General features: G+C 71.5%; 12 protein-coding genes and 1 pseudogene. 6 read left to right on the top strand and 7 right to left on the bottom strand.

Annotated elements, in window-relative coordinates:
• Positions 1-36 precede the first annotated feature (36 nt).
• Complete coding sequence (locus WH07_RS05675) at positions 37-606, top strand: DinB family protein (protein ID WP_063775736.1); 570 nt, start codon at positions 37-39, stop codon at positions 604-606.
• Between the two features lie 79 nt (positions 607-685).
• On the opposite strand, the gene WH07_RS05670 is transcribed toward WH07_RS05675, so the two are convergent.
• The 4 genes from WH07_RS05670 to WH07_RS05655 all read right to left on the bottom strand — a co-directional run bounded on the left by WH07_RS05670 (position 686) and on the right by WH07_RS05655 (position 5,700).
• Entirely contained in the window at positions 686-1,339 is a 654-nt protein-coding gene (locus tag WH07_RS05670; RefSeq protein ID WP_046496067.1) for a response regulator, read from the bottom strand.
• A gap of 52 nt (positions 1,340-1,391) precedes the next feature.
• Complete coding sequence (locus WH07_RS05665) at positions 1,392-3,017, bottom strand: sensor histidine kinase (protein ID WP_232788731.1); 1,626 nt, start codon at positions 3,015-3,017, stop codon at positions 1,392-1,394.
• Positions 3,018-3,304: 287 nt separating this feature from the next.
• On the bottom strand, positions 3,305-4,657 hold the full coding sequence (locus WH07_RS05660; protein ID WP_046496065.1) for a Clp protease N-terminal domain-containing protein: 1,353 nt from the start codon (positions 4,655-4,657) through the stop codon (positions 3,305-3,307).
• A 251-nt stretch (positions 4,658-4,908) separates the two neighbouring features.
• Positions 4,909-5,700, bottom strand: a complete 792-nt coding sequence (locus WH07_RS05655; protein WP_046496117.1) for a TioE family transcriptional regulator — start codon at positions 5,698-5,700, stop codon at positions 4,909-4,911.
• 139 nt (positions 5,701-5,839) lie between these two features.
• Here WH07_RS05655 and WH07_RS05650 point away from each other — a divergent pair, with 139 nt between their 5' ends.
• Together WH07_RS05650 and WH07_RS05645 are read left to right on the top strand one after the other, a co-directional pair.
• Entirely contained in the window at positions 5,840-7,114 is a 1,275-nt protein-coding gene (locus WH07_RS05650; RefSeq protein WP_046496063.1) for an erythromycin esterase family protein, read from the top strand.
• Between the two features lie 411 nt (positions 7,115-7,525).
• A pseudogene (locus WH07_RS05645) lies at positions 7,526-9,646 on the top strand (SpoIIE family protein phosphatase); the annotation flags it as partial.
• Positions 9,647-9,667: 21 nt separating this feature from the next.
• Here WH07_RS05645 and WH07_RS37140 read toward each other — a convergent pair.
• The 3 genes from WH07_RS37140 to WH07_RS05635 form a co-directional block, all read right to left on the bottom strand.
• Complete coding sequence (locus WH07_RS37140) at positions 9,668-10,051, bottom strand: DUF4180 domain-containing protein (protein ID WP_408645805.1); 384 nt, start codon at positions 10,049-10,051, stop codon at positions 9,668-9,670.
• Positions 10,052-10,109: 58 nt separating this feature from the next.
• Positions 10,110-10,562 (bottom strand): helix-turn-helix domain-containing protein, encoded by a 453-nt coding sequence (locus WH07_RS05640; RefSeq protein WP_232788730.1) that lies wholly within the window; start codon positions 10,560-10,562, stop codon positions 10,110-10,112.
• An 85-nt stretch (positions 10,563-10,647) separates the two neighbouring features.
• Positions 10,648-11,232 (bottom strand): hypothetical protein, encoded by a 585-nt coding sequence (locus WH07_RS05635; protein WP_046496061.1) that lies wholly within the window; start codon positions 11,230-11,232, stop codon positions 10,648-10,650.
• A 259-nt stretch (positions 11,233-11,491) separates the two neighbouring features.
• On the opposite strand from WH07_RS05635, the gene WH07_RS40855 reads away from it, so the two are divergent.
• The 3 genes from WH07_RS40855 (at position 11,492) to WH07_RS05620 (ending at position 15,629) form a co-directional block, all read left to right on the top strand.
• Positions 11,492-12,811 carry a sensor histidine kinase gene (locus WH07_RS40855; protein WP_046496112.1) on the top strand — a complete coding sequence of 440 codons (1,320 nt, stop codon included), beginning with the start codon at positions 11,492-11,494 and terminating at the stop codon, positions 12,809-12,811.
• A 16-nt stretch (positions 12,812-12,827) separates the two neighbouring features.
• Positions 12,828-13,505, top strand: coding sequence for a response regulator (locus WH07_RS05625; RefSeq protein WP_046496059.1), 678 nt, complete (start codon positions 12,828-12,830; stop codon positions 13,503-13,505).
• Between the two features lie 270 nt (positions 13,506-13,775).
• Positions 13,776-15,629 (top strand): glycoside hydrolase family 18 chitinase, encoded by a 1,854-nt coding sequence (locus WH07_RS05620; protein ID WP_046496057.1) that lies wholly within the window; start codon positions 13,776-13,778, stop codon positions 15,627-15,629.
• The last annotated feature ends 1 nt before the right edge of the window (position 15,630 follow it).

Below are 15,630 nucleotides of genomic sequence, written 5' to 3'. Positions count from 1 at the left end.
TAATGCACTGGCGGACGTCGGCCCCCACGGCCGACCATGGACCGCATGAGCGACCAGCCAGCACGATGGAGCCAGGCGACCGTCTACCCCGACATGTGGGCCGACCCGGACGACGACCCCCGTAACCGGGATGGAGCCAGTCCCGACGGCGAGCTTGCGACGTTGCTGGACTTCCTCGCGGACTACCGGACGACACTGCGGATGAAGTGCGAGGGTCTGGACGCGGAGCAATTGGCCCGTCGGTCGGTTCCGCCGTCGACGATGTCGCTGCTCGGTCTGCTCCGGCACCTCGTCGAGGTGGAACGGGACTGGCGCAACTGGATCAGCGACGGAGATCCGCTGCCGAAGCTGTACGGCGAGCGTGACGCGGACTTCGACGGAGCTGTCGCCGACCAGGCCGAGGTCGACGCCGCGTACGCCGCTCTGGAGCGCGAACAGGCCGCGACCGACGCCGCGTTGGCCGAGCATCCGGACCTGGGTGAGCGTGTGGGGAAGGACGGGATCGCGGTCCGGGAGCTGATGGTGCACAGGATCGAGGAGTACGCCCGTCACTGCGGACACGCCGATCTGCTGCGCGAGCGCATCGACGGACGCGTGGGCCAGTGACCTCTGGGCCGGGGTGCGGGCGCGGACCGTCAGCGTGTCCGGCAGGTCCGACGGGCTGGACGCCGTAGAGGCAACGGCTTCAGTGGTCGGTGAGCAGTTCCGCGTCGTGGGCCAGGACGGCGGCCTGGACGCGGTTGGCGCAGCCCGTGCGGGTGAGGATTCGGCTGATGTGGGCTTTGACCGTGCTCGCGCTCAGGTAGAGCTCGTCGGCGATCTCGGCGTTCGACAGGCCGGTGCCCAGCAGCCGTAGGACGTTCCGCTCGGCGGCGGTCAGGGACTCGACCTTGCTCCGGGCGGCCTGGGTGTCCTGGGCGGAGCGTACGTGCCGTTCCATCAACTGCCGGGTGATCCGGGGGGCCAGCACCGGTTCGCCGCTCGCGGCGAGGCGTACCGCGTGGATCAGTTCGGTGGGGCCCGTGTCCTTGAGGAGGAAGCCGCTCGCGCCGACGCGCAGGGCCCGCGTCACGCTCTGCTCCTCGCCGAATGCCGTGAGCATCACCACGTGGGTGGCCGGGGAGGTGCGGGCGATGTCCTCGGCGGCGGCGATTCCGTCCCGGTTCGGCATCTGGATGTCGAGCAGCGCCACGTCGATCGTCCGGTCGCGGCAGGCCGCGGCGGCTTCATGGCCGTCACCCGCCTCGGCCACCACTTCGATGTCCTCGGCGTTCTCCAGGATCAGCTTGATACCGGCGCGCATCAACGCCTCGTCGTCGGCTATGAGGACTCGGATCACCGCTTCATCCTAGGGCGGCTTCATCCCCGAGCGGCCTTGTCCCAGGGCGACTTCATCTCAGAGCGGCCATCGCCAGGAGCATGATCAGAAAGGTCGCCGTGGGCAGGATCACGAGCGTGGCCGCGCAGCCCGCACCCAGCACCCGTGGCCAGGTGAGGACCTCGTCCGACAGTGGAGGGCTGGTTCCGGTGAGCGGGGTGCCCGTCGGGGGGACGGCCCCCGGCAGGGGTACGGCCAGGGTGGTGCCGTCCGGACGGCACGGCAGTACGGCGGCCAGGCGGAACCCGCCGTTCGGCAGGGGGCCCGCCACGAACGAACCCCCGAGCAGTGCGATCCGCTCCTCCAGACCGGCCAGCCCGCTGCGGCTTCCGGTCCCCTGGTGACGTCCCGCGCGCGGCGGCTCGTTGGTGACGGAGACTTCGATCCGGACGGAGTCGCTGCCGCTGCCACCGGGAGCACCCCTGCCACCGGGAGCACCCCTGCCGCCGGGAGCGCCCTTGCCGCCGGAGGCGCCTCGGCCACCGGGGCCGATCCCGACCTCCACGCGCGTGGGCGCCCCGGACGCGTGCTTGAGCACGTTCGTCAGCCCCTCGCGGACCACGCGGTGCAGCGACTGGCGGGTGCGCGGGCCCGGTTCGGCCGTGTCGGGGAGCGACCAGTCGAGTTCGACAGCAACACCCGCCTGCCGGGACTCCGCCACCAGAGCGGCGATGTCCTCGCGTGTCCCCCGGTTCGCGTCGGGCTCGGGCACCGGCACCGCCGTGTCCTCGCGGCGCAACAGGCCCAGGATGTCGCGCAGTTCCTCCATCGCCGTACCGGCGGTCGTACGCAGCAGCTCGGCCTGCCCCGCCAATGGCGGTGCCTGGCGTGCGGCGGCCAGTTCCAGCGCCCCGGCGTGCACCGATATCAGGCTCAGCCGATGGCCGAGGAGATCGTGCATCTCACCTGCGATACGGGTACGTTCCTCCAGCCGCGCCGCGGCGGCGGTCAGTGAACGGGCCTGTTCCAGATAGGCGTTGCGTTCCCGCAGCAGACTGACCAGAGGCCGGCGCCGCCCAAGCAGTACCCCGGAAAGCGCGGGGAGCAGCACAAGGAGAACGGCGGAGAGGCCGTTCCCGGCCAGTTCCTCCGCCAAGGCGCCCGGCCGGAACAGCCGCTCCGCGATCGTCAGCACCGCTGCCAGCGCGCAGGCCGCCCACACGGCGTGCCACGCGCGGCGCGGGGGCGCGATCCGGCGGGTGGCGGGCAGCACGATCAGCGGCGCGACCGCCAGCACCCAGACGTTCGGACCGACGAGCAGTGGCGCCGTACCCACCACCGCCAGGAACGGCCGACCGCGCCGCAGGGGCATCAGGCACGCCGCGTACAGCGCTTCCAGCACGGCCAGGACCGGCCGGTCCGGGAGCACCAGCAGCAGGGGGATCAGCCCGAGGGCCGCCGTCAGCAGACAGCCCAGCGCCTCGGCGGCGACGGTACGGCGCGGGGCGCGGCGCACGGCGGCCCAGCCCTCTGTCGTCTCGTGCAGCAGCGACCGCACGGCGTGTGCCGGCCGGATGGACCGTACCGACCGCACGGCGCGCGCCGACCGGGCGCGGCGCGACTCCGGCGGCATCGTGTGCGCCGACGGCACCGGCCGTACGGCGTGCGCCGTCCCGGGCCCTGCGGTGGTACGCGCCATTCCGGGCCCCCTGGTCGCCCGCGCTGTCCCGGACCCGCCGGTCGTACCTGCCTTCCCGGACTCCCCGGTCGTACGTGCCGTCCCGGACCCGCCGCTCGTACGCGCCGTCCCGGACTCCGCGGTGGCGCGGGGCGTCCCGGACCTCGCGCGTGCCCATGCCCGCCGCGTACGTACGAGCACGCGCCTCACCGTCATCCCTGCCCTCGCCCCTGAGGTCCGTCCCCGGTGTGTCCGCGCGGCAACGGTAGCGTCGGCTGAACCGGTCCGGTCATCGTGGGGCCGGCCCCTCACGCGCTCAGTCGGAGACTCAGGTCCGCCTTCAGCGCGGCCAAGTCCACACCCTGTGCGCGCAGTTGCTCCGAAGCCGGTCCCTCGGCCTCGTTGAGGAGCGCGGCCACGAGGTGCACCGTACCGACGCCGGGAGCACCGTGCTCGGCGGCGGTGAGCCGTGCCACGGCGAGGGTCCGCTCGGCCGCGGCGGAGAACGGTACGTCGCCGGACACGACGAGCGGATCGACGGCGCGAGCCGACCGTGCCAGTGACACCGGGCGCACTCCGTGCGTACGCAGCAGAGCGGCGGCCTCGTTGGCGGGGACCAGCGCCTCGGGCAGCGACCGTCGGGCGACGGACAGCGCCCGGTCCAGGCCCAGGACGGCCAGGAGCAGATCGACCGGTTCCGCCGTGCTCCGTCCGCATCGTACGGCCTGACGTTTGGCCTCCACGGACACTGCGAACAGGACGGGCGTACCGTCGTCGAGGCTGCCGGACGTCCACGACATCACTTTGCGCGCCAGCCAGTTGCTCCGGTCCTCCAGCAGCCCGGCCCGGCGCAGAACGGTGACGGCCGGGGACTGCGGCCGCTCCGTCCCCGGTCCTTCGGCGCCCGGCCCGCCGCCTCCCGGCCCTTCGGCCGCCGCCGCGGCCTTGTCGTCGAGCGTGTCCAGCGCGGCGGAGGCGGCGGTCAGGTCGAGCCGCCTCAGTACGCACGCTTCCCGCGCCCTGGTGCCGGGGAGGTCCAGCAGGGCGCGGGCCACATGGCGGGAGTACACACCGAGGCGTCCCTCCGCGCGAGCGAGCCGGAAGGCATGGAGCAGGCAGGCGCGCAACGCGCCGGACGGCTCGGGCCACGGCCGGTCGCCCGGCGCGTCTTCTCCCCGGAAGCGCCGCGCGGTGTGCCACTGGGCCAGCCGCCAGGCGGCGTCGACCTCGTGCTCGTCGGCGGGTACGGCCGCTGCGGGTACGGCCGAGGTGCCGCCGCCATTTCCGGCGCCGGTGCTGTCACCGCCGTCGCGGGCATTGCCGTCGACAACGCTGCCGTCGTCACTGTGGTCATCGCCAGTGTTGTCGTCGGCGACGGTGCCGTCGTCGCTCACCCATCCGAGCCCCGCCTTGCCCGCGATCATCCCGCTCAGCGAGCCGGCTCGCCGCATACCGGGAGCGATCGCCTCGCCGGCTGCCGAGTCACCCATGACCAGTGCGGCCAGCAGATCCTCCGTACCGACATTCGGGAGCTCGCGCTTGTGCGCGCGGAGCAGCATCTCGGCGAGAAGGTCGATGACGTCGGACTCAAACTCCGTTGTATCGGCTGTGTCGGCTGTATCGGCGTCGGTGCGTGCTGTGAGCGGAGGTCGGATTTCCATCGGAATCCCTCGGGTTCGGGGTGGGTGGTGGCGGTGGCCTGATCCACAACTGACGCTAGGCGCACGTCCCGTACCGCCGCATCGGCCGACCGGTCATGCCCACAGTCCGATCGGCCACAGCCGGACTCGGACACGGCCTCCCCGCTTGGCGCCCGGCAACGGGCCCTCCACAGCGGCCACTTCAGCCGGATCGACGGCCGACGGGCGACGTCCGACAGACCAGCCGACGGGGGACGTCCGACAGCCGACGGTCATCCGCGCTCGCGGAGATACGCGTCCAGTTCGGCGGCCCCGGTCAGCATCGCCCGCCCCCGGGCGGACAGCCGGCCACGCCAGTCGCTCAGCGCGGCCTCCAGCGGCTCCAGCCCGCCGGCGGCCCGTACCTGGGCGATCAGCGGGGCGATCTGCTCCAGCAGGTAGCCGCCCCGTCTGAGCTGGTGGGCCAGCCGGGCGTCCCGTACGTCCGCCTCGTCGTACACCCGATACCCGGTCAACGGGTCGCGGCGCGGACGCACCAGCCCGGCACGCTCCCATTTGCGCAGCGTCGCGGGCCGGATCCCGAGCTTCCCCGCCAGCGGTCCGATGAACGTACCGCCGTGCCCGGACACCACGGCCGACCCGGAACCCGCACCGGGCCCGGAACCCGCACCGGACTCGGGCTCCGCACCGGGCCCGGACACCTCGGTGGACGCCAGGTCGCGGAGCGCGCGCTCCACGGCCTGGAGTGTCCGCCGGTCGTCGAGTAGCTGGGCATGGCTCTCGTCGACGAGCCGGAACGCCTCGTCGTCCTCGCCCCGGTTCACGGCCCGCATGACCGCCGTCGCCGTCCGGTGGCCGTGGCCGGGCACCAGGGCGAGGAACGCGTCCAGGGCCCGTGCGTGCAGCGGCGTATAGGTGCGGTAGCCGTGGGGTGTGCGACCGGCCGCCGGAAGGATCCCGGCCTCTTCGTAGTTCCTGACCGCCTGCGTGGACAGCCCGTGCCCGCGCGCCAGATCGATCGGCCTGAGCCTGAGCTGCCCGTCGGTTTGAAGGTCCTGTCCCACGATCCTGACCATATCGCGGCCGTTGGGGGATGCTGGTAAGGCTGCTATTACGGCTGTTGTCACCGCTGTTGTCACGACTGCTGTCAGGCTGATCGCGAAAAAAAGTCTCAACCGAAGGTTCAACGATAGCGTTGAAGGCATGGTCACAGGCACTGACATCAAGGACATCGCCCATGCCGTCGAGGCCGCCGCCGTCATGAAGCTGCTCCCGGCCCGGCCTCGGCTGCTCGCCCTGGGCGAACCCACCCACGGCGAGGACACGCTGCTCGACCTGCGCAACGAACTCTTCCGGCAGCTCGTCGAGCAGGCGGACCACCACGAGCAGGGGGACCGCCACGTACAGGAGGACCCCCAGAAGATCCAGGACGGCCGGCGGACGATCGCGATCGAGAGCGACTGCATGATGGGCCTGGTCGTGGACGACTACGTCACCTCGGGCAAGGGCACTCTCGACGAGGTCATGGCGCGCGGATTCAGCCACGGCTGGGGCGCCTCCGCCGCCAACCGTGAACTCGTCCGCTGGATACGCGCGTACAACGACGGACGGCCCCCGTCCGAGCAGCTCCGCTTCGCCGGTTTCGACGGCCCGCTGGAGATCACCGGCGCCGCGAGCCCCCGGCAGGCCCTCACCGCGCTCCACGAGTACCTCGCGGTCGCGGCCCGGGTGGACACGGGCCTGCTCCCCTGCACCGCGGAAACGCTCGACCGCCTGCTCGGCCCCGACGACCGGTGGACCGATCCGGCCGCGATGACGGACCCGTCGCAGTCCGTGGGACAGTCGGCCGAGGCCGGGAAACTGCGGCTGCTCGCCGACGATCTGGTGGCGCTGCTCGAAACGCAGACGCCGCACCTGATCACGGCCACCTCGCGGGACGACTGGGACCGGGCGCGCCTGTACGGGCGTACCGCCGCCGGGCTGCTGCGCTACCACCACTGGATGGCCGACACCTCACCGGCCCGTATGACCCGGCTGGTGGGCCTGCGGGACCGGATGATGGCCGACAACCTCCTCGCCGTCGCCGCGCGGGGCCCGGCGCTCGTCCATGCCCACAACTCCCACCTCCAGCGGGAGAAGAGCACGATGCGTATGTGGGACCAGCCGCCGGTGGAGTGGTGGAGCGCCGGCGCGATCGTGAGCGCCCACCTCGGCGAGGAGTACGCCTTCCTCGCCACGGCCCTCGGCACGATCCGGCACCAGGGGGTGGGAACGCCGCCGCCGGACACGCTCGAAGGACTCCTGTACGCGCTCCCGGAGGACCGCTGCCTCATCGACGCACCGCGGCTGGCCACCGCCCTCGGCGACATGCTTCCCGCGCCCCGTGTGTCCCCGTACTACGGCTACGCGCCGCTCGACCCGGCCCACTTGCCCGCGTACGACGGCCTCGTGTTCATCAAGGACGTCCCGCAGACCTAGGGCCTCTCGTTTGGATCTTGCTGGGCTCGCGGGCCCCGGCACCGCGCCTCGCGGCGTTGTCGTCAGTCGCCTACGCTCCGCGTGGGCTCCCTCCTCCGCCTTGCGATCCACGGCACCAGACCCCGCTCCCTGACCCAGCCAGATCCAAACGAAAGACCCTAGGCCCTGTCCGACGGAGGACAGGAGCCAGCCCGCGTCTGACCTCATCCGGCCCCGTCACCACCCGCCCGTCACCATCCGTAACCAGCGAGCGCCCCATCCGCGACCGGGGGGTGTAAATAGCCCATTTGAACGCTATCGTCCACATATGCACGATGTTCGATGCGTCCGGACCCCCCGGACCGCCGCCGGACAGCGTCCCCGTCGACGATCGGGCCCGGCTCCCTCCGCGTCGCCCGCGGTGGCATAGACGTGGGAGAGCCGGGAGGGCTCGGAGCACACGGTGACAGCCCGTACGGAGACGACCGCACCGCGGAAGAGGTGGAGCGCGTCCTGGCGGGGTTGGTACGGGAAACCGGTGCGCACATCGGCGCCGTGTATCTGCTGATCCCGCAGGACCAGGTGCTGCGCATGGTCGTGGTGACCGGTGTGTCGCGGCACGTGGCCGGCCCATGGACCCGGGTGGCACTGGCCGCGCCCGTCCCGGTGGCCGAGGCGGTGCGCGAGGGCCGGCCGGTATGGGTCGCGAGCCATACGGAGCTGGCGCACCGGTTTCCCCGTACCGCGCTCGCGCTGCCGTACCACGTAGCCCTGAGCGTCGTACCCCTGACCTCCGGCGACACCCGCTGGGGCGCCATGCTCCAGATATGGCCCGGTACGCACGCTCCCGAGCTGTCCCGCCGGGAAGCCATGGCCACCAACGACGCCCGCCACCGGATCAGCCGCCTCCTGCGGCTGGCCGCGGACGACGGGCATCCGATGCGGCCCACGGATCTGCGTATCGTGGGCCCGCCGCCCACCCGGCACGAACAGCCCGGAGCCGAGCTGACGGAGCGCTTTCCGGAAGGGATCTGCGAGCTGGATCTCGAAGGCCGTATGACGTTCCTCAACGGCAAGGCCGCCGAACTGCTGGGCCGCGGCCACCACGATCTGCTGGGGGCCAGGCCCTGGGAAGCCCTGCCCTGGCTGAACGACCCGGTGTACGAGAACTCCTACCTGGCGGCGATGTTCAGCCGGCTCCCCACCCCCTTCGTCGCCCTGCGACCCCCCGACCGCTGGCTGGCCTTCACCCTCTACCCCGACGCCACCGGCATCAGCGTCCGCATCACGCCCACCGATCCGCCCGGCCACGACCGCGAACCGTTCCTGACCCCGCCGGTCACGGCCCAGGCCCGCCCGGGCGCCCTCTTCCATCTGCTGCACCTGTCCACGGCCCTGACCGAGGCCGTCGGGGTCAAGGACGTGGCCGAGGCCGTCACCCGCCAGATCATGCCCGTCATCAACGTCCAGGGGCTGGCGGTGCTCAGCGCCGACGAGGGAAGGATCCGGGTCGTCGCCTCCCGCGGCTTCCCGCCGGGGGTCGCGGAGTACTTCGACGGGCTCCCCCTGACCGCGGAAGGCGCGAGCCTGCGGGCCATCGAGACCGGCACTCCCGCGTTCTACGCGAACAACGAGGAACTCCGCCGCACCTACCCGCAGATCGAGCTGTACCGGAAAATGGCCGCTTTCGCCTATCTGCCGCTGTTCGCCTCCGGCCGTACGATTGGCTGCTGCGTCCTGGGTTACGACCAGCCGCACCCCTTCTCGCCGCAGGAGCGCGCCGGTCTCACCTCGCTGGGCGGGGTGATGGCGCAGGCGCTGGAGCGGGCCCGTCTCTTCGACACCGAGAACCAGGTCGCACGAGGTCTCCAGGCCGCTCTGCTGCCGCACGACCTGCCGCGGATCCCCGGCCTCGAAGTCGCCGCCCGCTATCTCCCGGCGACCCGCGGCATGGACATCGGCGGCGACTTCTACGACCTGATCAGACTGGACGACACCTCGGCCGCGGCCGTCATCGGTGACGTACAGGGCCACAATGTGAACGCCGCCGCCCTCATGGGGCAGGTCCGCACGGCCGTCCACACCCACGCCAGCGCGGGCGCGCCACCGGACGAGGTGCTTGCGCGCACCAACCGCCTGCTGATCGACCTGAGTTCGAATCTGTTCACAAGCTGCCTGTACGCCCATCTCGACCTGCGGCACAACCGGGCCCGTATCGCGACCGCCGGCCACCTGCCGCCCGTACTGCGCCGTCCCGACGGACGTACGGAGATCCTGGACGTACCCAACGGGCTTCTCCTCGGCATCGAGCCGGAGGCCGAGTACCGGACCGCCGATGTCCCGCTGCCCCCGGGCGCCGTACTCGCGCTCTACACCGACGGCCTCGTCGAGACGCCCGGCACGGACCTGGAGACGGCCATCGAGGAACTCGCCTCCAGACTGGCGGAAGAGGATCCGGAGCCACTGGACGCGCTCGCGAAAGCACTTGTCCGCTGTGCGGGCCGGTCCGGGCAGGCCCCCCGGGGCGGCGACGACATCGCGCTGCTGCTGATGAAGATCGCCCGATCAACCCGATTACACGGCCTCGTCCGTGGAAGCGTGCGCGGCCGAGGCCGGGGATGCGGCCGGTCCGCCGGGCTCGGCGAGGCGTGTGCGCAGGGCTTCGGTGTCGGGAACGAACCAGAGCTGGGTGCCGCGATTGCTCTCGCGGACGAAGTCTCGCAGCGCGGTACTGGCTTCGGTGTACGAGGTGATGTCGCCCACGACGGCAAGCTTCAGGCGGTAGTTGGCGAACTTCTGGACGATGTCGCCGGCGAGCCGGGTGCGCAGCCGGAAGAAGTCGTCCGTGAACCGGGCGACCGGCACCACGGCCCACACGGCGCCCAGGTACAGCCCCTCGCCGATCACATCGGTCGCGGCACGTTCGTCACCGAGCGGAGGCCCGTCGGGCGCGCACATGAGGACGGGGGTGCCGTCGAGGTGCTGGAGTACGTCGGGCATGGGCGGTGTCCCTTTCTCATTCCGGCTGCGCGAGCAGGGTGTTGATGACCTTCAGCAGGTCGGCGGTGGTGTCGAGGGCGCCCAGGACAATGATCTTGAGGGTGGCCCGCTCCTCGTCGTACACGGTCTCGACCCGCAGACGGTCGCCGCTGCCCTGACTGCCGTCCCGGCTCAGGGCGAGGGCCATGACGGTGTTGGTCAGCCGGGTCATCGCCTCGGGGCTGATGGCGTCGATCTGCACGATGCCGGACACCTCGGCATACCGCGTCCGCCGCACGGGCGGGGGCGCCGCACTCCCGGTGAACGCCTCCAGGTCCTCGCGGGCGATCCGGTACTGCTTCCCCACCCGCGTCGCCCTGAGCCGCCCGTCCCGTACATAACCCCGCACGGTCTTGACATGCAGATCCAGCAGCCCGGCCACCTGCTCCACCGAATAGAACTCCCGCACCGCGGCCTGCCCTCCGAGCACACAACTCCCTTTCCTTCCCCAAAGTACCATTCAATGAGCGAGAACAGGGAAGGAAGGGAGCAGAAGGGGCAGAGAGTGGAGGTGCTCAGTTCTTCGTCATCGACGATGACCGCTCCGTGCCCGCGGCAGCCCCCGCCGCCGGTGGCTTCTTCGGCCAGATCGTGTACGTCAGGGCGATCACTCCATGGATGCCCACGAGCCGGAGGGCGCTGAGCTGCCAGTCGGTGAGGGGGCCCGTGCTGGAGGCGTCGTCCACGTACCAGATCGCCAGTTGGAGCAGGGCCACGGCGACCGCCGCGGCCAAGACCGTACGGAGCCAGAGTCCGGCCTCGTGGCGCGCTCTGGCGGTGCCGTGGCGCGGGGGTTTGGGCGGGGGCGGGGCGCCGGCCAGGCGGTGGGCGGCGTGGCCGTCGATCCACTTCACGGTGTAGTGGCCGTAGGCGACGGTGTAGCCGATGTAGAGCGCGGCCAGACCGTGTTTCCAGTCGGGCTCGGCGCCGTTCTTGAGGTCGACGGCCGTGACGGCCAGCAGGACGATCTCCAGCAGCGGCTCCAGCAGCAGGACCGCCGCGCCCAGCCGCGGCATCCCCGCCGGATAGCGCAGGGCCAGTCCGGCGGCCAGCAGCACCCAGAAGCCGACCTCACAGACGATGATCAGCGTGACGATCAAGGACCTCTCCTTCCGGTCCCCTCCAGGCTCCCGGCCGTGCCGCCGCGGTACGTCGTCGTCAGTGACGAACCGCGGCTGCATCCTTCGATGTACCGGTCGCTCCCCCGGGATGGGGACGCCGGAAGCCGCGTGGAGCGTGTTTGATGGGCGGGTGAGTGCAAGCGCTTCCGCCCTGCTCCCGCTCCGGCGTCCATGGCCCGGCTTCCGGCGCCCGTACCGTGACGGCCGTGCCGTCCGCGGCCGTCCGCACCGCGACGATCTGCTGATCGCCGCGGGCGGGCTGCTCGGCGGGCTGGTGCTGTGGTTCGTCGGGCTGCACACCATTCAGGACACCCGGCCCCTCTCCGGGGCCTGGGTGCTCCTCCCCCTGACCGTCATGGCCGGTCTTGAGACCCTGCGCAGGACCACCCCGCGGCTGACCGTGCTCGTCGGCACACTCGCCCTGGTCGCCGACCAGTTCACCACCGGCAGCCTGGCGACGGTCGTGATGTTCACGGACCTGATGTACGCGGCGGTGCTGTACGGGACACCGGCCGCGGCCCGCCGTATCCCCTGGACCACCGCGCTGATCACGATCACCGTGACGATCGGGCTGGCCGCCTGGCTCCACGATGTGGCCGCCCTGCTGCTGGGCGTGGTCACCGGGCTGCTCAGCTTCGCCCCCGCCACCACCGGCGCCGTGGTGCGCAACCACCGCGACGCCGCCGAGGCCGCGCGACTGCGGGCCGAGCAGACCGCGCTGCTGGCCGAGATCGACCGCGACCAGGCGGTACGGGCGGAGCGCGCCCGGATGGCCCGCGAGCTGCACGACATGGTCGCCAACCATCTCTCGGCGATCGCGATCCACTCGACGGCGGCGCTCTCCCTGGGCGACGAGCGGACGACCCGGGACGCGCTCTCCGTCATCCGGGAGAACAGCGTCGAGGGGCTGGCCGAGATGCGCAGGCTGATCGGGCTGCTGCGGGAAAGCAGCGGGGACGGCGAACCGGCCGCCGCGCCGACCCTGCGCGCACTGGACACGCTGCTGGAGCAGGCCCGTACGAACGGCGCCTCCAGCGGTCTCTCCTTCACCCTGGACGACCGGCGCGAGGGCCGGCCGTACGACCGCCACACCGGCCGGCCGTACGGCCACCAGGACCCCCGGGACGACCAGGACCGGCAGGACCGGCAGGACCGGCAGGACCGGCAGGACCGGCAAGAGCGCCAGGACCGGCAAGACGCCCCCGAGGCCGGCACCGACGGCCGTACCCCCGGCCTGCCCGCCCCCGTCGAGCTGGCCGCGTACCGCATCGTCCAGGAGTCCCTCACCAACGCGCTCAAGCACGCCGCGCCCGGTACCGTCACCGTCGAACTGACCCGCACCAAGCGGGCGTTGACCGTCTGCGTCAGCAGCCCGTTCGGCGCGGCGCCGGGACCGCGCGCACCCGGGTCGGGAGCCGGTCTGGTCGGGATGCGGGAGCGGGTGGCGCTGCTGGACGGGGAGTTCGAGGCGGGCCCGGCCGTCACCGGCGACGGGACCGGCACGATCTGGCGGGTGCGGGCCGAGCTGCCCGTCGTGGAAGGAAGCGTCGCGGCATGACGAGAAGCGGTAGGGCATGACGATCCGGGTTCTGGTCGCCGAGGACCAGTCGGCGGTACGCGCGGGCCTGGTGCTCATCCTGCGCAGCGAGCCCGGTATCGAGGTCGTCGGGCAGGCCGCGGACGGCGAGGAGGCGGTCGCGATGGCCCGCGAACTCCGCCCCGATCTGGTGCTGATGGACGTGCAGATGCCCCGGCTCGACGGGGTGTCGGCGACCCGGGCGGTGGTCGGCGAGGGGCTCGCGGACGTTCTGGTGCTGACGACCTTCGATCTGGACGAGTATGTCTTCGGGGCGCTGCGCGCCGGCGCGTCCGGCTTTCTGCTGAAGAGCGCCGAGGCCGCCGAACTCCTCGCGGCGGTACGGACGGTGGCCCGCGGCGAGGGTCTGATCGCCCCGGCCGTGACCCGTCGGCTGATCGCCGAGTTCGCCGCGCCCGCGCCCGTACGGCAGGCCGACAGCCCGGATCCCGAGATGCTGAACGTCCTGACGCGCAGGGAGCGCGAGGTGCTCGGCTGTCTCGGCGAGGGGCTGTCGAACGCGCAGATCGCCGTACGTCTGATGATGGCGGAGGCTACGGTGAAGACGCATGTGAGCAGGCTGCTCGGCAAGCTCGAACTGCGCAGCCGGGTCCAAGCGGCAGTGCTGGCACAGGAGTTGGGGATCCGGCAGGAAAGGCCTTACCGAGCCCCCTGAACTGCGGCTTTCACCGGACGGCGACAGCCCGCGCGGGGCCGGACCGCCGGGCGGTGCGCGAGGCCGCCCACGGGCGCGCCCGCACGAAGCATGCGCCGCTCCCCGGCCGCGCCCCACCTCGCCTTTGGTCTGGACCTATTGACGAGTGGTCCAGACCTTCCTACTCTCACCGCACACGCTGCGGTGAGCCGACGCAGGGTGAGCAGTGCACGGACCCACCCCCGCTTAGTCCGGTACTCCGGTACTCCGGTACTCACCTGAGGAGCACGCTTGAACATCCAACCCGCCCTCCACAGAACGCGATTCAGATCGAAGGCAGTCGCCGGCCTGACCGCGCTGCTGCTCCCGCTCGCGGCCCTGGTCGGCCTCGCCAGCCCGGCCGAGGCGGCCGCCTCAGCGACCGCCACGTACGCCAAGACCTCCGACTGGGGCACGGGCTTCGAGGGCAAGTGGACGGTGAAGAACACCGGTACCACCACCCTCAGCTCCTGGACGGTGGAGTGGGACTTCCCCTCCGGCACCGCCGTCACCTCCGGCTGGGACGCCGACATCACCGGTTCGGCCAACCACTGGACCGCCAAGAACAAGTCCTGGAACGGCACCCTCGCCCCCGGCGCCTCGGTGAGCTTCGGCTTCAACGGCACCGGCTCCGGCGCCCCTTCGGGCTGCAAGCTCAACGGCGCGTCCTGTGACGGCGGTCCGACCGTCCCCGGCGACAACCCGCCCTCGGCGCCCGGCACCCCCACCGCGAGCAACATCACCAACAACTCGGTGACGCTGAGCTGGGCCGCGGCCACCGATGACAAGGGCATCAAGAACTACGACGTCCTGCGCGGCGGCACGAAGGTCGCCACGGTCACCGGTACGGCGTACACCGACTCGGGTCTGACCGCGGGCACCGACTACTCGTACACCGTCCAGGCCCGTGACAGCGCCGACCAGACGGGCCCGGTCAGCGGCGCCCGCGCGGTCCGCACCACCGGCGGCGGCGGTACGGACCCGGGCCCCGGCGGCAAGGTCAAGCTCGGCTACTTCACCGAGTGGGGCGTCTACGGCCGCAACTACCACGTCAAGAACCTGGACACCTCGGGTTCCGCGGCCAAGATCACGCACATCAACTACGCCTTCGGCAATGTCACCGGCGGCAAGTGCACGATCGGTGACTCGTACGCCGACTACGAGAAGGCGTACACGGCCGACCAGAGCGTCGACGGCGTCGCCGACACCTGGGACCAGCCCCTGCGCGGCAGCTTCAACCAGCTCCGCAAGCTGAAGGCCAAGTACCCGCACATCAAGGTCCTCTGGTCCTTCGGCGGCTGGACCTGGTCCGGCGGCTTCGGCCAGGCCGTACAGAACCCGACGGCCTTCGCGCAGTCCTGCTACGACCTGGTGGAGGACCCGCGCTGGGCCGATGTCTTCGACGGCATCGACCTGGACTGGGAGTACCCGAACGCGTGCGGTCTGACCTGTGACACCAGCGGTCCGGCGGCGTTCAAGAACATGATGCAGGCCATGCGCGCCAAGTTCGGTTCGAACAACCTGGTCACCGCGGCCGTCACGGCGGACGCCTCGACCGGCGGCAAGATCGAGAAGGCGGACTACGCGGGCGCGGCCCAGTACATGGACTGGTTCAACGTCATGACGTACGACTTCTTCGGCGCCTTCGCCGCACAGGGCCCGACGGCCCCGCACTCTCCGCTCACCTCGTACCCGGGCATCCCGCAGCAGGGCTTCAACTCCGCCGACGCGATCGCCAAGTTCAAGGCGCAGGGCGTGCCGGCGAACAAGCTGCTGCTCGGGATCGGCTTCTACGGGCGCGGCTGGACCGGAGTGACTCAGGACGCCCCGGGCGGCAGCGCGACGGGCGCGGCTCCCGGAACGTACGAGGCGGGTATCGAGGACTACAAGGTCCTCAAGAACACCTGCCCGCCCACCGGCACCATCGCGGGCACCGCGTACGCCAAGTGCGGCAGCAACTGGTGGAGCTACGACACCCCGGCCACCATCGCGACCAAGACGGCCTGGGCGAAGCAGCAGGGCCTGGGAGGTGCCTTCTTCTGGGACTTCACGGGAGACACCTCGAACGGCGAGCTGGTGACCGCGGTCAAGAACGGCATCGGATAAC

It is taken from the genome of Streptomyces odonnellii, assembly GCF_000981895.1.
In the GTDB taxonomy this organism is placed as follows: domain Bacteria; phylum Actinomycetota; class Actinomycetes; order Streptomycetales; family Streptomycetaceae; genus Streptomyces; species Streptomyces odonnellii.
The sequence above is the reverse complement of the archived record's forward strand: the minus strand, read 5'-3'. Positions and strand labels throughout refer to the sequence as shown.